Source organism: Zafaria cholistanensis, assembly GCF_008580665.1.
Taxonomy (GTDB): domain Bacteria; phylum Actinomycetota; class Actinomycetes; order Actinomycetales; family Micrococcaceae; genus Zafaria; species Zafaria cholistanensis.
The window spans coordinates 1-22,766 of record NZ_BKDJ01000002.1; the positions used below are offsets into that span (position 1 = coordinate 1).

The 22,766-nt window shown below is 71.0% G+C and carries 23 protein-coding genes; 9 read left to right on the plus strand and 14 right to left on the minus strand.

Translation table 11 applies throughout. The features are described from left to right. Together NCCP_RS02645 and tkt are read right to left on the minus strand one after the other, a co-directional pair. Positions 1–323, minus strand: a 323-nt coding sequence (locus NCCP_RS02645) for a transaldolase family protein (protein ID WP_308655493.1), incomplete at its 3' end; no start/stop codon positions are given. Positions 324–400: 77 nt separating this feature from the next. Beyond that, positions 401–2,515 carry a transketolase gene (tkt, locus tag NCCP_RS02650; protein ID WP_149955555.1) on the minus strand — a complete coding sequence of 705 codons (2,115 nt, stop codon included), beginning with the start codon at positions 2,513–2,515 and terminating at the stop codon, positions 401–403. Positions 2,516–2,805: 290 nt separating this feature from the next. Between tkt and NCCP_RS02655 the strand changes: the two genes are divergently transcribed. Further along, positions 2,806–3,789: a heme o synthase gene (locus tag NCCP_RS02655; RefSeq protein WP_149955556.1), complete on the plus strand. Its 984-nt coding sequence runs from the start codon at positions 2,806–2,808 to the stop codon at positions 3,787–3,789. Positions 3,790–4,191: 402 nt separating this feature from the next. Here NCCP_RS02655 and NCCP_RS02660 read toward each other — a convergent pair whose 3' ends face one another. Genes NCCP_RS02660 through NCCP_RS02670 form a run of 3 tightly spaced genes read right to left on the minus strand, consistent with a single transcriptional unit; the run spans position 4,192 to position 6,842 of the window. Continuing rightward, positions 4,192–5,127, minus strand: coding sequence for a COX15/CtaA family protein (locus tag NCCP_RS02660; RefSeq protein ID WP_149955557.1), 936 nt, complete (start codon positions 5,125–5,127; stop codon positions 4,192–4,194). A 19-nt stretch (positions 5,128–5,146) separates the two neighbouring features. Next, on the minus strand, positions 5,147–5,896 hold the full coding sequence (locus NCCP_RS02665) for an ABC transporter permease (RefSeq protein ID WP_225873637.1): 750 nt from the start codon (positions 5,894–5,896) through the stop codon (positions 5,147–5,149). Further along, entirely contained in the window at positions 5,889–6,842 is a 954-nt protein-coding gene (locus tag NCCP_RS02670; RefSeq protein ID WP_225873638.1) for an ABC transporter ATP-binding protein, read from the minus strand. Before NCCP_RS02670 ends, NCCP_RS02665 begins: the two co-directional genes overlap by 8 nt. A 102-nt stretch (positions 6,843–6,944) precedes the next feature. Here NCCP_RS02670 and NCCP_RS02675 point away from each other — a divergent pair, with 102 nt between their 5' ends. The 5 genes from NCCP_RS02675 (at position 6,945) to NCCP_RS02695 (ending at position 11,618) form a co-directional block, all read left to right on the plus strand. Beyond that, on the plus strand, positions 6,945–7,736 hold the full coding sequence (locus NCCP_RS02675) for a helix-turn-helix transcriptional regulator (RefSeq protein WP_414727692.1): 792 nt from the start codon (positions 6,945–6,947) through the stop codon (positions 7,734–7,736). Beyond that, positions 7,733–9,193 (plus strand): Fe-S cluster assembly protein SufB, encoded by a 1,461-nt coding sequence (sufB, locus tag NCCP_RS02680; RefSeq protein WP_149955558.1) that lies wholly within the window; start codon positions 7,733–7,735, stop codon positions 9,191–9,193. The genes NCCP_RS02675 and sufB overlap by 4 nt, the downstream gene beginning before the upstream one ends. A gap of 2 nt (positions 9,194–9,195) precedes the next feature. After that, complete coding sequence (gene sufD, locus NCCP_RS02685; protein WP_149955559.1) at positions 9,196–10,446, plus strand: Fe-S cluster assembly protein SufD; 1,251 nt, start codon at positions 9,196–9,198, stop codon at positions 10,444–10,446. A gap of 69 nt (positions 10,447–10,515) precedes the next feature. After that, positions 10,516–11,274 carry a Fe-S cluster assembly ATPase SufC gene (sufC, locus tag NCCP_RS02690; RefSeq protein ID WP_149955560.1) on the plus strand — a complete coding sequence of 253 codons (759 nt, stop codon included), beginning with the start codon at positions 10,516–10,518 and terminating at the stop codon, positions 11,272–11,274. A gap of 2 nt (positions 11,275–11,276) precedes the next feature. After that, the gene (locus NCCP_RS02695; RefSeq protein WP_149955561.1) at positions 11,277–11,618 is read left to right on the plus strand and encodes a metal-sulfur cluster assembly factor; all 342 of its coding nucleotides are present in this window, start codon (positions 11,277–11,279) and stop codon (positions 11,616–11,618) included. A gap of 154 nt (positions 11,619–11,772) precedes the next feature. Here the strand turns inward: NCCP_RS02695 and ypfJ are convergent, their stop codons facing one another. Genes ypfJ through NCCP_RS02715 form a run of 4 tightly spaced genes read right to left on the minus strand, consistent with a single transcriptional unit; the run spans position 11,773 to position 14,754 of the window. Next, positions 11,773–12,678 carry a KPN_02809 family neutral zinc metallopeptidase gene (gene ypfJ / locus NCCP_RS02700; protein ID WP_149955562.1) on the minus strand — a complete coding sequence of 302 codons (906 nt, stop codon included), beginning with the start codon at positions 12,676–12,678 and terminating at the stop codon, positions 11,773–11,775. 60 nt (positions 12,679–12,738) lie between these two features. Then, complete coding sequence (locus tag NCCP_RS02705; RefSeq protein ID WP_149955563.1) at positions 12,739–13,374, minus strand: CbiQ family ECF transporter T component; 636 nt, start codon at positions 13,372–13,374, stop codon at positions 12,739–12,741. Further along, a complete protein-coding gene (locus tag NCCP_RS02710; protein WP_149955564.1) occupies positions 13,374–14,111 on the minus strand; it encodes an energy-coupling factor ABC transporter ATP-binding protein in 738 nt (245 codons plus the stop codon). Before NCCP_RS02710 ends, NCCP_RS02705 begins: the two co-directional genes overlap by 1 nt. A gap of 10 nt (positions 14,112–14,121) precedes the next feature. After that, positions 14,122–14,754, minus strand: a complete 633-nt coding sequence (locus NCCP_RS02715; RefSeq protein WP_149955566.1) for a biotin transporter BioY — start codon at positions 14,752–14,754, stop codon at positions 14,122–14,124. A gap of 354 nt (positions 14,755–15,108) precedes the next feature. Between NCCP_RS02715 and NCCP_RS02720 the strand changes: the two genes are divergently transcribed. Further along, on the plus strand, positions 15,109–16,710 hold the full coding sequence (locus tag NCCP_RS02720) for an ABC-F family ATP-binding cassette domain-containing protein (protein ID WP_149955568.1): 1,602 nt from the start codon (positions 15,109–15,111) through the stop codon (positions 16,708–16,710). Here the strand turns inward: NCCP_RS02720 and NCCP_RS02725 are convergent. From NCCP_RS02725 to NCCP_RS02740, 4 genes are all read right to left on the minus strand, one after another. Beyond that, positions 16,707–17,171, minus strand: a complete 465-nt coding sequence (locus tag NCCP_RS02725; RefSeq protein ID WP_149955569.1) for a hypothetical protein — start codon at positions 17,169–17,171, stop codon at positions 16,707–16,709. The two genes, NCCP_RS02720 and NCCP_RS02725, sit on opposite strands and share 4 nt — an antisense overlap. Before the next feature lie 104 nt (positions 17,172–17,275). Next, the gene (locus tag NCCP_RS02730) at positions 17,276–18,187 is read right to left on the minus strand and encodes an SURF1 family cytochrome oxidase biogenesis protein (RefSeq protein WP_149955571.1); all 912 of its coding nucleotides are present in this window, start codon (positions 18,185–18,187) and stop codon (positions 17,276–17,278) included. Positions 18,188–18,189: 2 nt separating this feature from the next. Then, positions 18,190–18,450 carry a hypothetical protein gene (locus tag NCCP_RS02735; protein WP_149955573.1) on the minus strand — a complete coding sequence of 87 codons (261 nt, stop codon included), beginning with the start codon at positions 18,448–18,450 and terminating at the stop codon, positions 18,190–18,192. Continuing rightward, a complete protein-coding gene (locus NCCP_RS02740) occupies positions 18,447–18,968 on the minus strand; it encodes a DUF3099 domain-containing protein (protein WP_225873639.1) in 522 nt (173 codons plus the stop codon). The genes NCCP_RS02735 and NCCP_RS02740 overlap by 4 nt, the downstream gene beginning before the upstream one ends. 131 nt (positions 18,969–19,099) lie before the next feature. Here NCCP_RS02740 and fabG point away from each other — a divergent pair, with 131 nt between their 5' ends. Both fabG and NCCP_RS02750 read left to right on the plus strand, forming a co-directional pair. Next, positions 19,100–19,822, plus strand: coding sequence for a 3-oxoacyl-ACP reductase FabG (gene fabG, locus NCCP_RS02745; protein ID WP_149955575.1), 723 nt, complete (start codon positions 19,100–19,102; stop codon positions 19,820–19,822). Between the two features lie 131 nt (positions 19,823–19,953). Beyond that, a complete protein-coding gene (locus tag NCCP_RS02750; protein WP_149955577.1) occupies positions 19,954–20,700 on the plus strand; it encodes an SDR family oxidoreductase in 747 nt (248 codons plus the stop codon). A gap of 234 nt (positions 20,701–20,934) precedes the next feature. Here the strand turns inward: NCCP_RS02750 and NCCP_RS02755 are convergent, their stop codons facing one another. Then, the gene (locus tag NCCP_RS02755; protein WP_225873640.1) at positions 20,935–22,650 is read right to left on the minus strand and encodes a VanW family protein; all 1,716 of its coding nucleotides are present in this window, start codon (positions 22,648–22,650) and stop codon (positions 20,935–20,937) included. Positions 22,651–22,766: the final 116 nt, after the last annotated feature.

A 22,766-nucleotide genomic window follows, 5' to 3' on the forward strand; every position in this document is an offset into this window, starting at 1 on the left:
GAGACGCGCCCGTCGACGCCGCCGGTGGCGGCCGCGACCGGGGCGAACAGGTCGCAGGCGGCCGCGACGTCCTCGGTGGTGATCTCGAAAACGGCGTGCTCGACGTCGGCGCCGGCCGCGGCCAGCTCCGCCACCTGGCCCTCGTACGCGTGCCCGTTCTTCAGCGCGGCGGCGAAAATCGAGGGATTGGTGGTCACGCCGACCACGTTCCGCCCGGTGATCAGGGCCGCCAGGGAACCGGACTCAAGGCGTTCGCGCGAGAGGTCGTCGAGCCAGATGGAGACTCCGGCATCGGAGAGGGCCTGGGTGTTGGGGTTGCTCACGGGGTCGTGTCCTTCCGTTGTACGTCAGGTGGGGAGGGGACGGGCGGGCGCCGGGTCGGGCCGCCCGCCCGCCGGAGCTAGCGGGTTGCGGCCAGGCTCTCGCGGGCGGCGGCGGCCACGGCCTCGGCGGTCAGGCCGAATTCGCGGTAGAGCGTCTTGTAGTCGGCGCTGGCGCCAAAGTGCTCCAGGGAGACGATGCGGCCGGCGTCGCCCACCAGGTCGCGCCAGCCCTGGCCGACCCCGGCCTCGACCGAGACGCGGGCGCGGACCGCTGCCGGCAGGACCGACTCCCGGTAGGCGGAGTCCTGCTTGGCGAACCATTCCAGGCACGGGATGGAGACCACGCGGGTGGCGATGCCCTCCGCCTGGAGGGCCTCGCGTGCCTCGACGGCGAGCTGGACCTCGGAGCCGGTGGCCAGCAGCAGCACCTCCGGCGCGGCGGCGGCCCCGTCCACGGTGGCCTCCGCCAGCACGTACGCGCCGCGCGCGACGCCGGAGGCGTCGCCAAAGCCGCCCTCGGCGGAACGGTCGTACACCGGCAGGTTCTGCCGGGTGAGGACGATTCCGGCCGGATTGGAGGTGTTCTCCATGATGGTCTTCCAGGCCCACGCAACCTCGTTGGCGTCCGCGGGGCGCACGACGTCGAGGTTGGGGATCGCGCGCAGGGAAGCCAGCTGCTCCACCGGCTGGTGCGTCGGACCGTCCTCGCCCAGGCCGATCGAGTCGTGGGTCCACACGTAGATGGACGGCACCCCCATCAGCGCGGAGAGCCGGATGGCCGGGCGCTGGTAGTCGGAGAAGATCAGGAAGGTGCCGGAGAACGCGCGGGTGCCGGAGGAGAGCACGATGCCGTTCACGATGGCCGCCGCGGCGTGCTCGCGGATGCCGAAGTGCAGCACCCGGCCGTAGGGTCCGCCCTTCCAGGCCTGGGTCTGGCGGGAGGCGGGGATGAAGGAGGGGCTGCCCTCAATGGTGGTGTTGTTCGACTCGGCGAGGTCGGCCGAGCCGCCCCACAGTTCCGGCAGCTCCGGGCCGATCGCGTTCAGGACCTTGCCGGAGGCGGCGCGGGTGGAGACGTCGCGGCCGGCCGGGAACACCGGGAGGGCGTCTTCCCAGCCCTCGGGCAGGGCGCCGGCGGTGACGCGCTCCAGCAGGGCGGCGCGTTCCGGGTGGGCGGCTGCCCAGGCGTCGAAGGACTCATCCCAGGCGGCACGGGCCTCGGCGCCGCGGGCGGCGACCCCGCGGGCGTGCTCCAGCACGTCGGCGTCGATCACGAAGTTCGCCGCCGGGTCGAAGCCCAAGGCCTCCTTGAGGCCGGCGAGTTCAGCCGCGCCCAGGGCGGAACCGTGGATCTTGCCGGTGTTCTGCTTGGTGGGGGCCGGCCAGCCGATGACGGTGCGCAGCGAAATGATGGACGGGCGCCCCGTTTCCGCCTTGGCGGCGACCAGCGCGTTGTGCAGGGCCGCCATGTCCTCCACGTACTCGCCGGTCTCGGTCCAGTCCACGCGCTGGGTGTGCCAGCCGTAGGCCTGGTAGCGGGCGAGGACGTCCTCGGTGAAGGCGATGTCGGTGTCGTCCTCGATGGAGATGTGGTTCTCGTCGTACACCACCACCAGGTTGCCCAGTTCCTGGTGTCCGGCCAGCGAGGAGGCCTCGGAGGTCACGCCCTCCTGGAGGTCGCCGTCGGAGGCGATGACCCACACGGTGTGGTCGAACGGGCTGGTGCCCGCCGGGGCCTCCGGATCCAGCAGGCCGCGCATGCGGCGCTGGGCGTAGGCGAAGCCGACGGCGGAGGCCAGGCCCTGGCCCAGCGGGCCGGTGGTGATCTCGACTCCGGCGGTGTGGCCGTACTCCGGGTGTCCCGGGGTCTTGGCGCCCCAAGTGCGCAGGGACTCCAGGTCCTCCAGCTCCAGGCCGTAGCCGGAGAGGAACAGCTGCAGGTAGAGGGTCAGGGAGGTGTGGCCGGGGGAGAGGATGAAGCGGTCCCGGCCCAGCCAGGACGGGTCGGACGGGTCGTGGCGCATGTGCTGCTGGAAGAGCAGGTAGGCCGCCGGGGCAAGGCTCATCGCGGTGCCGGGGTGGCCGTTACCGACCTTCTCAACGGCATCCGCGGCCAGAACGCGCGCGGTGTTGACCGCCCGCTGGTCCAGCTCGGTCCATGTCAATTCCCGAACGTCTGACTGTGGCGCCACGGTGTGGTCCCTCTCTGTGTGATTCAGCACGATGCACTCCCCGGGCCCAGTGCCGGGACATGCGACTGCGCCGCCTGGTGGCCGCCCCACCGGGGGGAGGGGAGGCTGGGCACCGGCGCATCCGATCCCACCTTATCCCGGCAGGGCTGGGCATTTCCGTTTTTTGCGGGCTCTGGAATCGGTGTTCCGCGCGTGCCGGGAGCCGGGGCCGTCCCCCCTCACCGTTTTCTACCGCGCGTAAAAGGGTATGATTACCCAGTCTGTCCAAATACCCCAGAGAACTGAGTGGCATGTCAGTGAACACCGTTCGCGCTGCCGCGGCTCCGAGCCGCGCGGCGCGCCAGCCCGGAGAAGCCCTGGGCGGTTTCGTGGGACGCAAGGCGAAGGCCTACCTGGCCCTGACCAAGCCGCGCGTCGTGGAACTGCTGCTTGTCACCACCCTGCCCACGATGATCTTTGCCCAGCGGGGCTTCCCGGACGTGGTGACGATGGTTGCGACGCTGGTCGGCGGGGCCATGGCCGCGGGCAGCTCCGGTGCCTTCAACTGCTACTTCGACCGGGACATCGACAAGGTCATGCACCGCACCGAGGGTCGCCCGCTGGTCACCGGCGAGGTTACCCCGCGCGAGGCGCTGCTGTTCTCCTGGGTCCTTGGCGTGGCCTCGATCGCCGTTCTCTGGGCCGGCACCAACGTGCTGACCGCCGCCCTGGGCCTGGCCGCAATCCTGTTCTACGTGGTGCTGTACACGCTGATCCTCAAGCGCCGCACCGCACAGAACATCGTTTGGGGCGGGATCGCCGGCTGCATGCCGGTGCTGATCGCCTGGGCCGCGGTGACCAACACGATTGAGTGGCCGGCGATCATTCTGTTCCTGATCATCTTCCTGTGGACTCCGCCGCACTACTGGCCGCTGTCCATGAAGTACGCGGAGGACTACTCCGCTGCCCGGGTTCCGATGCTCGGCGCCATCGCCAATGCGCGGACCGTGTCCGTGCAGGTTGTGCTCTACGCCTGGGCCACGGTGGTCTGTTCGCTGCTGCTGGCCCCCATGGGCTACGCCGGCATCGTCTACACCGTTATCGCGGCGGTGTCCGGCGGCTGGTTCATCTACGAATCCCACATCCTCTACCGCGAGGCCCGCCGCGAGCACACTCCCCAGGAAATGAACAAAAAGGCGATGAAGGTCTTCCACATCTCCATCACCTACCTGACGCTGGTCTTCGTCGCCCTGGCGGTGGACCCCTTCGTCGGCTCGCCGCTCTTCCAGCGGTAGGCTCCCGCCCTTCCCCGGCAGCGCAGGCCGCGTCCCCGCGGCAGGCTCCGGCCTCTGCAGCGCCCCGCAGGCACCTTGCTTGCGGGGCGCTTTGGCGTTCTTCGGGCGGCGGCAACACGGGTGGCGGCAGCACGGGTGGCGGCAGCGCTGGTGGCTTGTGGTGAGGGCCCCGGAGCATGGACAGGGACCGCGGAGACAGGGACCGCGGAGACAGGGACCGCCTGCAGGGACGGGGACTGCGGGAACGCCTGCAGGGACGGGGACTACGGGGACAGGAGAGGGGACCGGCCCGGGCAGGGAAACGGTGGCAGCGCCGGACGGGAAAGTACGCGCGGGCCGGCCTTGGCCCAGGCTGGAGCCCAGGCCCGAGCCCAGGCCGGAGCCCCGGCTAAAGCCGGGAGGTCAGAGCGGGAAGCGGCCCGTGGAGCGGTCCCAGGCGTTGGTGGCCGCGGCTGCCAGCAGCGCCGCGCCGAGCATGTGGGCCAGCACCAGCACCACGGGCAGCCCTGTGAAGTGCTGCCAGTAGCCGATGCCGGCCTGGAGGACCAGGACGGCGGCCAGCAGCAGCAGGGCCCGCCGCAGCCCGGCCGGGGCTGGAGCGCGGAAGGCGAGGAACAGCGCCAGGGCCGTGGCCGCCACCAGCAGGTAGACCGGCATCGCGTGCAGTCGGGTGACCAGCAGGGCATCGAAGCCGTGGCGCGGCGCGGCGGCATCGCCGGCGTGCGGGCCGGTGCCGGTGACGATGGTGCCCAGGCAGATTGCGGCGGCGGAGGCCACCAGGACCGCCCAGCCGAGGCTCCGCTGGGAGCCGGCCAGGTGGGGAGCAGCCAGGGGCCCCTCCCCGCGCACCACCCGGCCGGTGCGGTTCACCATGAGGGTTGCCGCACAGACCATCAGCGACGAGGCCAGGAAGTGCAGGCTCACCACCCAGGGGTTCAGGTCGGTCCAGACCGTGATGCCGCCGATGACGGCCTGCAGGGGGATTCCGGCCAGCAGGGCCGCGGCCAGGGCGAACACGGTGCGGTGCTCCTTGCGGCCCCTCCACACGGACGCGAGCATGGCCACGGCGACAGCTGCCAGCACGAAGGTCAGCATGCGGTTGCCGAACTCGATCAGCCCGTGGATGCCCATTTCGGCAGTCGGGGTCATGGTCCCGGGCATGCAGTTGGGCCACTCGGCGCAGCCAAGGCCCGACTTGGTCAGGCGGACCGCTCCTCCGGTGATGATGATGGCGACCTCGGAAACCAGCGAGGCGACGGCCAGGCGATGGACCGCGGGGGTGATCCGGGCCGGCAGGCGGGCGGCAAGGCGGGCCAGGGGTGCAGGGGCGGTGGTCATGCGTTCAGCTCCAATTGGGCTAGTTCCACTTGAACCAGCGGGTGGCGGCGAAACCGGCGAGGAGGGACCACACCAGCAGGATGGCAAGGGCGGCCCCGTCCAGGCGCCCCTCGATGAGGGCGGCACGGAGCCCGTCGCCCAAGGCCCCGGAGGGCAGCAGCTCCACGGCCGGCTGCATGGGGGCGGGCAGCCGCGTGCCCGGAATCAGGATGCCGCCGACGGCCGCCAGCAGCACCCAAACCAGGTTCGTGATGGCGAGCGTGGCCTCCGGGCGGACGGTGCCGGCGACCCACAGGCCCAACGCGGTGAAGGCGGCGGCGCCCAGCAGCAGCAGGAACAGCCCCAGCAGGATGCCGGACGGCTGGGGCTGCCAGCCCAGGGCCAGGGCGGTCCCCCCGACCACGACCAGCTGCACCGCCAGCACGGCCACCACCGCGATCGCCTTGCCGAAGACCAGCCCGGCGCGCCCCAGGGGGGTGGTGGACAGGAACCGGAGCACGCCATAGCGGCGGTCGAAACCGGTCGCGATGCCCTGCCCCGTGAACGCGGTGGACATCACGCACAGCGCCAGCACGCCCGGAACGGCCGCGTCGATGCGACGGTCCGCCACGCCGTCGAGCAGGCCGGTGAAGGCCAGCCCGAACAGGGCCATGACCGGCAGGACGACGGCGAGCACCAGCTGTTCGCCGTTGCGCAGCATGGCGCGGGTCTCGTACCCCCCGTGGCGCAGGATGCGCGCCACTTGCGGGGCGGCGTTGCCCTCAGGCACGGGTGCCTCCTTCGGCGATTTCCAGGAAGACGTCCTCGAGCGTGCGCGGCTGCATGGAGACGGCGTCGGGGAAGACGCCCAGCTGCTGCCACCAGCCGGCGAGGTCGGCGAGGTCGGCGGGCGTGCGCAGCCCGTGAGCCAGGTACCGGCCCGCGGACACCTCGACCACGGAACGCCCGTCCGTCCACAGTGGCGGCTGAAGGCCCGGGCGCGCGGAGAACTCCAGGGTGCGCGCATCGGCGTCGGACGACGTGCGGGCGGTGAGTTCCGAGACGGTGCCCTCGGCGACGTTCACGCCGCGGTCGATGATGTAGACGTAGTCGGAGAGGCGCTGGGCGTCCTCCATCAGGTGCGTCGTGAGCACGATGCACAGGCCCCGGTCGCGCAGTTCGACGATCAGGTCGAAGACCGTCTGGCGCGATTGGGGGTCCAGTCCCGCGCTGGGCTCGTCGAGGAACACGACCTCGGGGTTTCCGGCAAGGGCCGCGGCAAGGGCCACGCGCTGGCGCTGGCCCCCGGAGAGGCGCCGGATGGTGGTGTGGGAAAAATCGCTGATGCCCAGCCGCTCGGCCAGCGCCGCAATGTCGGCCGGGTTCCGGTACATCCCGGCCACGTGGCGCAGCAGCTCCATCGGCTTGGCCGAGGGCGGCAGGCCGCCGTCCTGCAGCATGACCCCCACGCGCGAGCGCAGCCGGCTGCCGGCGGAGGCGGGGTCCTCGCCGAGCAGGCGCACGGTCCCGCCGTCGGCCTTCAGGAGTCCCTGCGCGCAGGCAAGGGTGGTGGACTTGCCCGCCCCGTTGGAGCCCAGGAGCGTGGTGACGCGGCCCGGGGAGGCGCTGAGGCTGATGCCGTCCAGGACGCGGACCATGCGCCCGTTGAGGGCGGCGACGGGACCGAAGTCCTTGCGGAGGCGGTCGACGACGAGGCTGGGTTCGGCTGCGGGCACCGGACCATTCTACGGGACCCGCACCGGGCGTCCGGTGTGTGACCGGCTCCACTAAGCCCGTCCTTACTAGCGGTTGGGGGTCCATTAGCGCATGATTGTGTTGTGTATTCTTCCCAGCAAACCGTGCCCGGGCCGGACCCTGCGGTCCGTGCGCCGTCCGGGCCCTTGGAAAACGAGGAGCGCACCCGCGACCGCGTACTCCACGCGGTGTTGGAAGAGGGGCCGGTCAGCGCCGCCGAGCTGGGCGAACTGCTCGGCTTCACGCCCGCCGCGGTCCGCCGCCACCTTGATGCCCTGAGCCGCCAGGGCCTGGTCGAGGTGAAGCTTGTCGCCAACCAGGCCGCCGGCGCCGGGCGGCCCGCCCGCCGCTACGTGCTGAGCCACCGCGGCCAGGCCAAGCTGGGCAACGACTATCTGGACATCGCCACCGAAGCCCTCGCCGAGCTCGGCCGTGCCGCCGGCCCCGAGGCGGTCGACGCCTTCGCCGCACGCCGCTTCGAGGCCATGGAACGGCGCTACCGACCCGCCGTGGAAGCCGCGGGAGAGTCCTTGAGCGCCCGTGCCGACGCCCTGGCGGCGGCCCTGAGCGCCGACGGCTTTGTCGCCTCCACCCGCTCCGTGGGAACCAACCTGCCCAGCGCCACCATGCTCAGCGTCCAACTGTGCCAGGGGCACTGCCCCATCCAGGACCTGGCCCGGGAGTTCCCGGTTTTCTGCGAAAAGGAGGCCCAGGCCTTTTCCCGCCTCCTCGGAGTCGACGTGCGGCGCCTGTCCACGTTGGCCCGGGGCGGCCACGTCTGTACGACCCACATTCCCGTGGGCCGCAACCATGCTCCTCAGCGCGCTGAGAAGAGAACTCGAGTCAAGATCACGAAGCAGGAGAGGCCGCGATGACGGATCAGATTGCACAGGAGTCCGCCGACCCCGGCGTGATTGCCGGGATCCTGGAGAAGAACCCAGAACTCCAGGGCATCGGCAACTACGAATACGGATGGTCCGACAAGAACGACGCCGGTGCCAACGCCAAGCGCGGCATCGACGAGGACGTCGTGCGGGACATTTCCGCGAAGAAGAGCGAGCCCAAATGGATGCTCGACCTGCGCCTGAAGGGCCTGAAGTACTTCGAGCGCAAGCCGATGCCGACCTGGGGCCCGGACCTCAGCGGCATCGACTTCGACAACATCAAGTACTTCGTGCGCTCCACGGAGAAGCAGGCCGCCACCTGGGAGGACCTGCCGGAGGACATCCGCAACACCTACGAGAAGCTGGGCATCCCGGAGGCCGAGCGCTCCCGCCTGGTCTCGGGCGTGGCGGCACAGTATGAGTCCGAGGTTGTCTACCACCAGATCCGCGAGGACCTTGAGGCCCAGGGCGTTATCTTCCTGGACACGGACACGGCGCTGAAGGAGCACCCGGAGATCTTCCAGGAGTACTTCGGGACGGTCATTCCGGTGGGCGACAACAAGTTCGCCTCGCTGAACACCGCCGTGTGGTCCGGCGGCTCCTTCGTGTACGTGCCCAAGGGCGTGCACGTGGAGATCCCGCTGCAGGCCTACTTCCGCATCAACACGGAAAACATGGGCCAGTTTGAGCGCACGCTGATCATCGCGGACGAGGACTCCTACGTCCACTACATCGAGGGCTGCACCGCCCCGATCTACCAGTCCGACTCGCTGCACTCGGCCGTGGTGGAGATCATCGTGAAGAAGGGCGCCCGCGTCCGCTACACGACCATCCAGAACTGGTCCACCAACGTCTACAACCTGGTCACCAAGCGCGCCGTCTGCGAGGCCGGCGCCACCATGGAGTGGGTGGACGGCAACATCGGCTCCAAGGTCACCATGAAGTACCCGGCCGTCTACCTGGTCGGCGAGCACGCCAAGGGAGAGACCCTCTCCATCGCCTTCGCCGGCGAGGGCCAGCACCAGGACACCGGCTCCAAGATGGTCCACATTGCGCCCAACACGTCCTCCTCGATCGTGGCCAAGTCCGTGGCCCGCAACGGTGGCCGTTCGGCCTACCGCGGCCTGGTCCAGGTCCGCGAGGGCGCCAAGGGGTCGAAGAACTCGGTGGTCTGCGACGCGCTGCTGGTGGACACGATCTCCCGCTCGGACACCTACCCGTACATCGACGTCCGCGAGGACGACGTCACGATGGGCCACGAGGCGACCGTCTCCCGGGTCAGCGAGGAGCAGCTGTTCTACCTGATGTCCCGCGGCCTGGCCGAGGACGAGGCCATGGCCATGATCGTCCGCGGCTTCGTGGAGCCCATCGCCCGCGAGCTGCCGATGGAGTACGCCCTGGAACTGAACCGCCTCATTGAACTGCAGATGGAAGGATCCGTCGGTTAGCCATGACTGAAACCGCAACCGCAATCACGGGCGAGAAGGCGCGCATTGGCGCCCCGTCCATTGCCGGCTTCACCGAGGAGGGCGAAAACCTCTCCCCGCTGAACGACCCCGCAGGCAGCACGGGCCGCCCGACCGTGCGGATCCCGGACTCCTCCCGCGCCGGCCGTCCGACCAGCTACAAGGTCGAGGACTTCGCGCCGCTGACCGGCCGCGAGGAGGATTGGCGCTTCACCCCGCTCAAGCGCCTCGGCGGCCTGCACAAGGAAGCCCTCACCGGCGCCGCCCCGACCGTGGAGGTCCAGGCCACCGCGGGCGTGACCGTGGAAACCGTGGGCATGGACGACGCCCGCGTCGGTTCCGCCGGCATCCCGGAGGACCGCGTTTCCGCCAACGGCTGGAACTCCGCCGCCGCCGCCACGGTGGTCACCGTCCCGGCCGACGCCGAAGACGTCCGCGTCACCGTCACGGTGACCGGAACCGGCCTGGAGGCCTCCGCCCAGCACCTGGTCGTCGTGGCCGGGCCCAACTCGCGTGCCGTCGTCGTGCTGGACCACGTCGGCTCCGCCGTCGTTGCCGAAAACGTCGAGATCGACGTCCGCGACGGCGCCGCGCTGACCTTCGTCACGCTCCAGGGATGGGCCTCCGACGCGATCCACGCCAGCTCGCAGCAGGCGCGCATCGGCCAGGACGCGCACCTGAAGCACATCGCCGTCTCCTTCGGCGGGGACCTGGTCCGCGTCACGCCCTCCGCCCGCTTCGCCGCCCCGGGCGGTGAGGCCGAGCTGTACGGGCTCTACTTCGCCGATGCCGGCCAGCACCTTGAGCACCGTCTCTTCGTGGACCACTCGCAGCCGCGCTGCAAGTCCAACGTCCTCTACAAGGGGGCCCTGCAGGGCCAGGGCGCGCACACGGTGTGGGTCGGCGACGTGCTGATCCGCAAGGATGCCGTCGGCACCGACTCCTACGAGGCCAACCGCAACCTGGTCCTCACCGACGGCACCCGCGCCGACTCGGTCCCGAACCTGGAGATCGAGACGGGCCTGATCGACGGCGCCGGCCACGCGAGCACCACGGGCCGCTTCGACGACAACCAGCTCTTCTACCTGATGGCCCGCGGCATCCCGGAGAAGGCGGCCCGCCGCCTTGTTGTGCGTGGCTTCCTCAACGAGGTCATCCAGCAGATCGGCATTCCCGAGCTTGAGGAACGGCTCAACGAGACGGTCGAGGCCGAGCTCGCCGCCACGGACAGCTAGTTCCGCGGCCCTCACCCACACCAGACCCACCATGCCGGCCAGCCCGGCACACAGGAGAGAACCGACACGATGTCTACTCTGGAAATCAAGGACCTGCACGTCAGCATCGAGACCGAGCAGGGAACCAAGGAAATCCTCAAGGGCGTTTCGCTGACCATCAACACCGGCGAGACCCACGCGATCATGGGCCCCAACGGCTCCGGCAAGTCCACGCTGGCCTCCACCATCGCCGGACACCCGCGCTACACCGTCACCTCCGGCTCCATCACGCTCGACGGCGAGGACGTGCTGGAGATGTCCGTCGATGAGCGTGCCCGCGCCGGGCTGTTCCTGGCCATGCAGTACCCGGTCGAGGTCCCGGGCGTGACCATGACCAACTTCCTGCGCACCGCGAAGACGGCCATCGACGGGGAAGCCCCGAGCCTGCGCCACTGGACCAAGGACGTCAAGACGGCCATGGCCGACCTGAAGATCGACCCGGCGTTCGCCAACCGCAACGTCAACGAGGGCTTCTCCGGCGGCGAGAAGAAGCGCGTCGAGATCCTGCAGCTGGAGCTGTTCAAGCCGAAGTTCGCCATCCTGGACGAGACCGACTCCGGCCTGGACGTCGATGCCCTGAAGGTCGTCTCCGAGGGCGTCAACCGCGCCCAGGAAAAGAACAGCATGGGCACTCTCCTGATCACCCACTACACCCGCATCCTGCGCTACATCAAGCCGGACTTCGTGCACGTGTTCGTGGACGGCAAGATTGCCGAGCAGGGCGGCCCGGAGCTTGCCGACCGCCTCGAGGAAGAGGGCTACGACCGCTTCCTGAAAGTCCAGGCGTAGCCATGACCGCGGAAAAGCCGGAGGCCGGAGCCGCGCAGGCCTCCCTCGAGGACGTCGAGGAGGCCCTGAGGGACGTGATCGACCCCGAACTGGGCGTGAACATCGTGGACCTGGGCCTGCTGTACGGGCTCAAGTACGCCGAGGACGGTGCGCTGCTGATCGACATGACGCTGACCACGGCGGCCTGCCCGCTGACGGACATCCTTGAGGACCAGGTGGCCAGCGCCCTGGAGAACATCGTGGACTCGCACCGCCTCAACTGGGTCTGGATGCCCCCGTGGGGCCCGGAGCGGATCACCGACGACGGCCGCGACCAGATGCGCGCCCTGGGCTTCAACATTTAGGACCCCCGCGCGGCAGGACGCGGCAGCGGTCTAAAGGCAGCGGTCTAGGGGCAGCGCTCCCTAAGAGCAGCGGTCGATGACCGCGGCGGTCCAGAACGGCGGCGGCCCCCACCCTCGGGTGGGGGCCGCCGCCGTTTGCGCTGCCGGTACCGTCCTAGGGGTTGTCCAGGTCCTCGGCGGCGAGCGTGTTGCAGCGGTTGATGTCGCCGTAGCGGTACCCCTCCAGGAACCAGGCCTGGCGCTGCGCCGCCGAACCGTGGGTCCAGCCCTCGGGGTGGACCCGGCCGGTGGCGGCCTCCTGGATCCGGTCATCGCCCACCGCGGCCGCGGCGGACAGGGCCGAACGCAGGTCCGCCTCGGTGAACGGCTCCAGGAACATCTCCCCGGAGGAATCCATGGTCCTGGCGGCATGGGCGGCCCACAGGCCCGCGAAGCAGTCCGCCTGCAGCTCCACCCGCACCGAGCCGGAGGTGGGCCCGGTGGCGCCCTGGCGGGAGTGCTGGAGGGTTCCAATGGTGTTCTGGATGTGGTGCCCGTATTCGTGGGCCACCACGTACTCCTCGGCCAGCGCGCCGCCGTCGGCCCCGAAGTCCTCCCGCAGGTCGGTGAAGAAGCCGGTGTCGAAGTAGGCGGTCGTGTCACCGGGGCAGTAAAAGGGGCCCACCTCGCTGGAGGCGGTCCCGCACGCGGTGTCCACCGTGTCGCGGAAGATCTCGACGCCCGGCAGCTCCAGGGTGCGTCCGTAGCCCTCAAGGTAGGGGACCCAGAAGGCGTCCAGGCTCTGCACGGTCGCCAGGATCCGGCAGTCCGCGCGTTCGTTGGCGTCCGCGCCGGTGGCACATTCACTGATGGCCGGGGTGTCGGCAGCCCTTCCGGACGGGGCGGGCGCCGGGGCGCCCAGGCCCAGTCCCTCCAGCAGCCCCGGGTTGATCCCCAGGAGGCTGGCGACGACCAGGAGCAGGATGCTGCCTCCTCCGACGGCGATTTTTGTCCCGCGCCTGCCGCCCCGGGAGTCGCGGACCCGGGATGGATCCAGCCGGGCGTCGTCGTTGAAGCTCATGCCGCTACGATAGCTGGCGCCCTGCCAATCGTCTCCCCGGGACACCGCGGACCGGTGCCGTCAGGGGGCCTCCGGATCCCGGTCCAGGATGCCGCGCGCTGCCAGGGCATCGCCGGTCTGGTGGGCGAAGGCGACCGTGGAGACGACTACGGGCGCGGCCAGCGCAACCGGGTTCCGGCCCAGCCCGCGGGCCCGGGCGGCATCTCCGACGTCCTGCATTGCCCCGGCCACCGCCGGGATGCTGCGCAGCATCAACCCCACGGCCAGGGCGAAGGCCTCCGGGTCCGCCCCGACGAAGCGCAGCGGGCGCGCGGCGCGGGCCAGCCCGTCCACCAGGTCAGCCTGCGCGGTGGTGAGCAGCAGCAGCCGGGCCAGCTGCAGGCCGGCCACCATGGTGCCGACCACGGCCAGGGCTCCGGCCGGGCCATTCAGCCACCACTGGTGCACGGCCAGCAGGGCGAACAGCCACCACAGCGAACGCAGCGGTCCGGTCCAGGCGGCCAGCACGCGCCGGCCCGCGAGGGCGTACAGGAGCAGGGACAGGCCCAGCGCCGCCGCGGCCGTCCACGGGCCGCGCCAGAGCACCATGGCCGTTCCGCCTGCCGCCAGCACCGCGTACTTGGCCCACAGCGGGGCGCGGTGGACCGGGGAGCGGCCCGGGATGCGCAGCCCCAGCAGCATGGCGTTGCCGCGCATCAGCGGGGCCCGGAGCCGGCGCCGGCATTGCCCAGAGCCAGCTCCCGGTAAGCCTGGACGCCGGCCGGGGCCGCGCCGTCGTACACCACGGTCCCGTTGTCCACCACCAGCAGCCGGTCCGCGCGGGCCGCGAAGTCCAGGTCGTGCGTGGCGTAGACCACCTGGTCCACCTGCCCTCCCAGCGTCCCGAACAGGGTCCGCTGCAACAGGGCGTTGTTGCGCAGGTCCAGCAGCGTGGTGGGCTCGTCCGCCACCAGCACGCGCTGTCCTGCCGCCAGGACGCTGGCCAGCGCCACCAGCTGCCGCTCGCCACCGGAGAGGTCGTAAACACTGCGCTCGGCCAGGTGCTCCAGTCCGACGGCGGCCAGCGCGGCCAGCGCGGCGGCGCGCCGGGCGTGGCGGTCCCTGATGGTGGCCTTCAGGGAGAGTTCGACGTCCTCGACGACCACCGGCATGACCAGCTGGGAGAGCGGGTCGGTGAAGAGGAATCCGACGTGGCGGCGCAACCGGCGCACGTCCCGGACGCTGTCCAGACCGTCGACGGACACCGCGCCGGAGGTGGGCCGGACCAGGCCGTTGATCAGGCGCAGGAGCGTCGACTTGCCGGAGCCGTTGCAGCCCACCACGGCGATGCGCCGCTCGGCCAGCTCAAGGGTGGCCGGCCGCAGCAGGACCGGATCCGGGTCCCCGGGCAGGGCGGGGGGTACGGCCACGGACGCGGCGCGGAAACTGATCATCGGGGCAAGGTTAGCCGCGGAAGTCCCGGCGCGCCAAGCGGGGGAAGGCCTTGAAAACGGCGACGGCGATGGCGGCAGCCAGCAGGTTCTTCACCAGGTCTCCGGGCCAGTAGGCGAGGTCGTAGACGGCCGCCTGGGCCAGCGGCAGCTGCGCGTTGATGCTCATGCCCAGGATGCCCAGCGGGTGCAGGACCAGGATGGAGCCGGCGCTGGCGGAAAGGAAAAGCCAGAGCATCCGGAAGCGGCGGGCGCGGCGCAGGGCGACGGTGGCCAGCGCGCCGGCCAGCAGCGCGGCCAGCGGGAAGGCCAGCAGGTAGCCGGCGCTCGGTCCGGCCAGGACGCCGAGGCCGCCACTGAACTTCGCGAACACCGGAACCCCCGCCAGTCCCACCAGGAGGTAGAGCGCCACGGCACAGAAGCCGCGCAGGCTGCCCAGGACCAGGGCGGCGACGGCGACGCCGAGGGTCTGCAGCGTAATGGGCACGCCCAGCGGCCCCACCGGAATGGCCGGCACCAGCGTCAGTGCGGCGATCAGGGCGGCGAATACGGCGATCAGCGCGAGGTCGCGCGGGCCGGGCCCGGTGCGGGGGTGGGCCGCTCGGGAGGAGGCGCCGCGTTCGGCGGCCGGGATGGTGCGGGTCATGGGTCGTCCTCGGGTCGGTGCCGCCAGGCGGCAGGGGGCCTGCCGGGTCCGCCCGGCGCCCGCGCCCGCGGGTGGGGGCCAGTGGCGCTGCGGGCAACGCGGCGTCGGGGCCGGAGGTGGGGCCGGCCGTAAGCGAGCATACTTGATCGGCGTTCAATTGTCCTGATCAGCGTTCAGGCCGGGGGACTTCCCCCGCCGCCGGGCGCCGGACCCGGCCGCGGGGCCGCGGGGGCGCCGGCGTGACGGTGCCTACTTCGGGCCCCACGCCGGGGCCAAACCCGGTAAACTGGAAAGGTTGGGTTTTGCGCATCGCGCCCACGGCCCGTATCCCCCCGCCCGAAAGAGGCCCTTTACGTGATTTCCGTTTCCGATCTTGAACTCCGCGCCGGGGCCCGCCTCCTGATGGAGAACGTGTCCTTCCGCATCGACAAGGGGGACAAGATCGGGCTCGTTGGCCGGAACGGCGCCGGCAAGACCACCATGACCCGCGTCCTGGCGGGGGAGGGGCTGCCCGCCGGCGGCACCGTCACCCGTACCGGCACCGTCGGCTACCTGCCGCAGGACCCGCGCACCCCGGACATGGGACAGCTGGCCCGCGACCGCATCCTCTCCGCGCGCGGCCTGGACGTCGTCGTCGGGCGCCTGCGCAAGGCCCAGGAGGACATGGCAAGCGAAGACGAGGCCGTGCGCACCAAGGCGATGCGCAAGTACGACCGCATCGAGGCGGAGTTCATCGCCGGCGGGGGCTACGCGGCCGAGTCCGAGGCCGCGGCCATCTGCAACAACCTCGCCCTGCCCGACCGCCTGCTGAACCAGCCGCTGGAGACCCTCTCCGGCGGCCAGCGCCGCCGCGTCGAGCTGGCCCGGATCCTGTACTCCGACGCCGAGACCCTGCTGTTGGACGAACCGACCAACCACCTTGACGCAGACTCCATCACCTGGCTGCGCGAGTTCCTGAAAAACCACCAGGGCGGGCTGCTGGTGATCTCCCACGACACCGCGCTGCTGGAGGCCACGGTCAACAAGGTCATCCACCTGGATGCCAACAGGGCCACCATGGACCTCTACAACCTGGGCTGGAAGCGGTACCTGCAGCAGCGCGAAACCGACGAACGCGCCCGAAAGCGCGAGCGGGCGAACACGGAGAAGAAGGCCGGTGCGCTCCTGGCCCAGGCCAACAAGATGAAGGCCCGGGCCTCGGGGGCCTCGGCCGCGCAGTCGATGCTCAAGCGCGTGGACCGCCTCATGGGCGGGCTGGAGGAGGTCCGCCAGAGCGACCGCGTCGCCGCGCTGCGCTTCCCGGAGCCGGCCCCCTGCGGGAAGACCCCCCTGATGGCCGAACGCCTCAGCAAGACCTACGGGTCCCTGGAGATCTTCACCGACGTCAATCTGGCCATCGACCGCGGCTCGAAGGTGGTCATCCTGGGCCTGAACGGCGCGGGCAAGACCACCCTGCTGCGAATGCTGGCCGGGGTGACAGAGTCGGACACCGGCAGGATCATCCCTGGCCACGGCCTTAAGATCGGCTACTACGCCCAGGAGCACGACACCCTGGACACCGGGCGCACCGTGCTGGAGAACATGCGCTCGGCGGCCCCCGCGCACCTCGGCGACGCTGACGTGCGCGGGATCCTTGGTTCATTCATGTTCAGCGGGGACGACGTCAACAAGCCCGCCGGCGTCCTTTCCGGCGGGGAGAAGACCCGCCTGGCGCTGGCCACGATCGTTGCCTCCAGCGCCAACGTGCTGCTGCTCGACGAGCCCACCAACAACCTGGACCCTGCCAGCCGCGCGGAGATCCTCAACGCGCTGAGCAACTACCCGGGGGCCGTGGTGATGGTCAGCCACGACGAGGGCGCGGTGGCCGCGCTGAACCCCGAGCGCGTGGTGCTGCTGCCCGACGGCGACGAGGACCTGTTCAACGACGACTACCTGGAACTGGTCACGCTGGCCTAGCGGGCGGCGGTGCTGAGGTCCAGGCCCGCCGGGTCCGCTGTGCGGTGCCGGGCGGGCCTGGCCTGCGTCAAGGCCACGAAGCCGGCCGCGCCCATGGCGGCGACGGTCAGGACCAGGGCGTCCTGCGCCTCGCGTGCCTGTCCGCCCGCTCCATCCAGGGCCGCCAGCAGTGCCGGAGGGGCGGCGGCCGCGGCGCCGGCCGCCAGCGCGGCCCAGGGTACGGGCCGCCGGGCCCGCAGCAGCAGCCAGGCCGGCGCCGCCGCCAGGGCCCCGCAGAGGAGGCCGACCGTGAAGCCGAGCACCGACCCGAACCCGGTGATGCCGGCGACCACCTCGGGAGGGGCGCCCTCCGCGTCGAAGAGGAGGTAGGTCAGCGGGCCAAGCACCGCGCCGGCGAGGGCGGCCGCGGGAACCAGCCACACGACGCGGTCCGCCGCGGAGGGGACGGTGGGTGCGTTCATGAAGCCCCGTTCGTTGCGTGCCCGGTCCGTTGCATGAGCACCGTTCACCGCGGCCACTTTGACAGATTCAGTAACACGCTAGCACGCGGTGCCAGTCGGCGGCGTCAGTTCCCCGCCGCCGGTCCCTGCGGAGGGCGGCCGGCCGCTTCGAGGGCGTCCAGATAGGCGTCCTCGGCGTCCTCGTCCGTGGGCTTGCCGCCCCGGCGCGCGGGACGGCGGGGGGCCCGGTAGGCCGAATGCAGGACCGCGGTCCCCGAGGCGGCGGCCTCGGCGGTCGCCTCGCGGTCCTCGCGGTTGATCCGGGCCTGCAGGCGGGCCGCGTAGCCCAGGCCCACGAAGGCCAGCACGCCGAAGGCGAACCACTGGAAGGCGTAGGAGAGGTGGTTGCCCTCCTCCAGCTCCGGCCTTTCCAGCGGGGTCGGGGCCACGTCCGGGGCCGGGTCCTCGGCGGACATGATCCCGTAGGCGCCGGTCGCGATCGGGTAGGGCAGCTTCGCGGCGTACGTTTCCAGGTTGATGGTGGCCAGCTGGCCCTCCGGAGCGCTGCGCTCAAGGTTGGGTTCGCCGGGCTTGAGGCGGACGAGGACATCGACCGTCCCGGACGGCGGGGAGGGGATGGCGTCGGGGCGGCCGGCGGATTCGTTGCCGATCGGCAGCCAGCCGCGGTTGACCACCACCGTCTCCCCGGACACGGTGCGGAACGGCACCAGTACTTCATACCCCGGGGCGCCCCCAACGGGGCGGTTGCGCACGACGACGGTATCGCGGGCGAGGTACTCCCCGCGCAGGGCCACCCGGGCCCATTTCCTGTCCTCGGGCAGCGCGCTGAACAGGGGCCGGGCCTCCCCGAAGGCCAGCGGCGCGGCATCGTAGTTGGTGGCCACGCGGTGGTTTTCGGCCCGTGCCGAATCCAGCCGGCTCATCTGCCAGTTCCCCAGCCCGTAGCAGGCTGCCGCAAACACGCAGGCCAGGAGGAACCATCCGAGCCACCGGGTACTGGCGAGGAAGCGGTACACGGTCAGGACTCCTTGGTGTTGGCGGCGGCGCCGGAGGCGGGTTCCAGCGGAAGCGTTTCCTTCCACAGCCCGCGCTGGACCAGATAGTCCTGCAGCCAGTCGCGGTGGGCGGGGCAGGCAAGCCACGTCTTGCGCCGGTCGGGGGCGTGCAGCCGCGGGTTGTTCCACAGCAGCCGCCAGGCGGCAGGGGCCCGGCACCCCCTGCGGGAGCAGGTGGGCACCTCCGGGCCGGCAGCCCCGGCCAGCTGGTCGAACAGGCTCACGGGCGGTCCTGCCCGGCACTGGGCGGGCCGGAGGGACCGCCCCGCCCCTCCTCGTGCGGTCCGTCATCCTGCCGCCCGTGATCCTGCGGCCCGTCATCCACCAGCTCACCCTCCAGCAGCACCGCGCCGTCGGCGCCGCCGGCGGGACCACCGCCGGCAGGGGCGGCGTCGGGATCCGCCGTCGTGCCGGCATCCGCCGGAGACGCTTCCAGCGCCCAGGCGGGCGGGGTGTCGATCAATGCCTCACTGTGGACCTTCTTGGTCCGGTCGGCCCCGCCGTTGGCGACGATCACCGCGAAATAGGGCAACACCACGGCACCGGCCAGCAGTGCCCACTGCAGCGGTCCGGAGGTGAAGAAGGCTCCAATGAAGCAGGCAAGGCGCACGGACATAGACACGGCGTACTTGACGATGCGCGAATGCTGCTCGGCCGAACGCGCCTCGTCGGCGTCGGTGATGCTGTGCACGGGCTGGCCGTGGGTTCCGCGGTGGCGGTGGGAGTGTGCGGGCTGCGTCATGTCACTTCCATGATTCGGTGCTTCCATTCTCTCACCCGGCGGCGGTGGGGACGAATCCGCCCCGGACATGCGGGCCGGAACGTCCGGGCTAGGATGTTGGCGGACCCCACACCCCAATTCTTGGAGGAAGCATGACCGAAACCCCGTCCCCGGCCCGCAGCGTCCTGGTCACCGGCGGCAACCGAGGCATCGGGCTGGCCATTGCCCGGGCCTTCGAGGCCAACGGCGACAGGGTCGCCATCACCTACCGCAGCGGCGAGGTGCCCGAGGGCCTGTTCGGGGTGAAGGCCGACGTGACCGACGCGGCGTCCATCGACGCCGCGTTCACCGCCGTCGAAGCCGAGCACGGGCCGGTCGAGGTCGTGGTGGCCAATGCGGGCGTGACCAAGGACATGCTGCTGCTGCGCATGGGCGAGGACGATTTCACCTCGGTCATCAACACCAACCTCACCGGGGCGTTCCGCGTCGTCAAGCGCGCGGCCAAGGGCATGATCAAGCTGCGCACCGGCCGCGTGGTGCTGATCTCCTCCGTCGTGGGCCTGTACGGATCCCCGGGCCAGGTCAACTACGCGGCCTCCAAGTCCGGGCTGGTCGGCATGGCCCGCTCGCTGACCCGCGAACTCGGTTCCCGCGGCATCACCGCCAACGTGGTGGCCCCGGGCTTCATCGACACGGACATGACCGCGGCGCTGCCCGAGGACACCCGCAAGGGCTACCTGGCCTCCATCCCGGCCGGCCGGTTCGCCGCGCCGGAGGAGGTCGCCGGGGTGGTCCGCTGGATCGCCAGCCCGGAGGCCGGCTACATCTCCGGTGCGGTGATCCCCGTCGACGGCGGCCTCGGGATGGGCCACTAGGCCCCGGGGATTCCTGTAACTTAGAGGATTCCTACAAACGGGCGGGCACCCGGGACTGGCAAGATGGTTCCGGGCGCCCGCCTTGCGGCCTGTCGGCCCACCACCCCTTCGACCCCCCACAAGGAGCCTCCATGTCCGAGCTCACCGGCAAATCCGCGATCGTCACCGGGTCCTCCCGCGGCATCGGCGCCGAGGTTGCCAAGATCCTCGCCGCCCAAGGTGCCGGCGTCGTCATCAACTTCCGCCAAAAGGCGCCGCGCGCCAACAAGGTGGTGGCGGACATCGAGGCCGCCGGAGGACGCGCCGTGGCCGTGGGGGCGGACCTGACCTCCACCGAAGGGGCGCAGGCCCTTGTCGGCGCCGCAGTGGAAAACTTCGGCGGCCTGGACCTGCTGGTGCTCAACGCCTCCGGCGGCATGGAGTCCGGCCTGGGCGAGGACTACGCGCTGCGCCTGAACCGCGATGCCCAGGTCAACATGCTGGAGGCCGCTGCGGAGGCGATGCCGGCCGGGTCCCGCGTGGTCTTCGTGACCAGCCACCAGGCCCATTTCATCGACACCGTGCCCACCATGGACGCCTACGAGCCGGTGGCCCGCTCCAAGCGCGCCGGCGAACTTGCGCTGCGCGAGCGCATTCCGGCGCTGGAGGCCAAGGGCATCTCGCTGGTGGTCGTCTCCGGCGACATGATCGAAGGCACCGTGACCGCGACGCTGCTGGACCGCGCGCAGCCGGGCGCCATTGAGGCCCGCCGCGAGGCCGCCGGCAAGCTCTACACCGTCGAGGAGTTCGGCGCCGAGGTCGCACGCATGGCCACGGCCGACGTCCCCACCGGCCACACCGAGTATGTCGGCGGCGCCGGGCACTTCCTCTCCGCCTGAGCCGCCCCGCGGGCGCCCACAAAGGGGGGTGGGGAGCAGCCGCGGCTGCTCCCCACCCCCCTTTGTCAGTTCCCGGCCGTGAGGCGCCTGTCTTGAGGCGCCTGTCTTGAGGCGGCGCATCCGGCGGCTTCGGGGTCCGGCACCGTTACGCAGTTTCGTTCCGCAGTCTCATTGCGCCGTTTCATTGCGCCGTTTTCATTGCGCAGCACCGTTGCCGGACCGGTGGTGCCGCGGTCAGCCGTCCTTGGGCTCCGGGCCGCAGACCACCTTGTTCCACGGGCGGTAGGTCCAGCGCAGCGTTTCCGCCGGCAGCGTCTGCGCGGCCGAGCTGCGTGAGCGCGTGACCGTGACGGTGAACCCTTTCTGGCCGCCGGACTCGGGGACGCAGTCCTCAGCCGTGTTATAGACCGTGGTGGGGTTGGTCAGGTTGTAGTGCTCCGAGGTCGTGGTCTTGACGTCCCACACCTTGGTGCCCCACAGCCGCGAGTGCACGCGTCCCTCAGCCACCCAGGCCTGGATCATGACGGCGTAGTCGGTGTTGTTCTTCCACTTCATGTCGATCTGCCCCTCCCACAGGGTGGCCTCGCGCCCGGCCGGGTAGCGGTCGAACCAGCGGCTGTGCGGCTGGTGCTCGATGTCGTCCATGCCGGCCAGGAAGCCGATGTTGAACATCTGCGTGGAGATCTGTGAGAGGCCCCCGCCCACGGCGTTGGAGGAGAACCCGTCCACCACCACGCCGGACTCGTGGAAGCCGTTCGCCGTGGTGACCGGGCCCAAGGCCTGCTGCAACGAGAACGTTTGGCCGGGCATCACGACGAGGCCGTTGAGCTTCCGGGCGCCGGCGACCAGGTTCTTGGTGCGCACCGTGTCGTAGGTGGGGTAGGGGGTGGAGAACTCCACGACGACCTCATCCACCCCCAGTGCCTCGGCCTCCCCGGTGGTGAGATCCGGTTCGGTGGCGACACGCCGGAGGGAGACCGTGCGCCGCTCGGTGCTGGAGGCCTCCAGCACCTTGGCCGCGAGGTCCGCGGTGTCGGTCCCGGTGCCGTTTTCGGAGGCAACGACCGTTGGCCTGCCGCCGCTGAGCACGATCCGGGCGTCCTTCGCTGTGGAGCCCATGGCGGGATTGGCCTCCACAAGCGCCGCCGCAAGGCCCTTGTTGTCCAGGACCATCGACACCTTGCCCCCGGCCGCCTTGAAGGAGGCGTTCGCGGCCAGGACGGCCGGGGACAGCTCGGCGGACAGGCTGTCCGCGGTCACGGTGATGCCGCCGGCGACCAGCGGCTCGGCCTGACCGGAGGCGGCGTCCTCGAACGCCGCAGCCGGCACCAGGGGGGCCGTTTCCCCGACCGGCAGCGCCACCGGCCCGGTGGCGCCAAACCAGCCGGCGGCAATCGCGTCCGCCGCGGCCTCCGGGTCGATGTCCACCCCGGGCACCGGCGCGGTGAGCACCGGCTCGGTGCCGCGGAACTCCAGCGACCCTTCCGCCGGGTCCTTCTCCAGCTTGGGCACCACCGCCGCCACGGCGGCATCCAGCTTCGCCCGATCCACGGTGAGCACCGGAGGGGCTTCGCCGCCTCCGGCCAGCCGCGTCCACAGCATGGCAGGGTCCAGCGTGTATCCGGCCAACCCCTCCACGGTGGCCGGGACGTCCAGGCCCAGTCCCGCCGCGGCGGGATCGACCGTCCTGGCCTTCCCCCCGGCCTGGACCTTGAAGGCCGCCGAGGCAACCGGGCCCAGGCCCTCGGCCAGGCGCGCTCCGGCCTCGTCCGCTCCCAGGCCCCCAATGTCCACGCCGTGCACGGTGGTGCCTTCCGCGACCGAGCCGGAGAGCAGGGCCGCGCCTCCGGCGTATGCGCCGGCCGCCACCGCGGCGCCGGCGATCAGCCCCGCCGCCATCCGCCGCCTGCGCGGCTTTCCTGCTCCAACCGTTTCAGGCTTTTCGACCACTTGTTCGTTCCGTTTCCGTTGTTCCTGCACGGTTTGTCACGGCACTGCGCGTGCGCGGGTGACGTGCGCGAATGAAAGGCTGCCTGCGCCTGGGCACGCTGCCTGTGTGCCTGTGT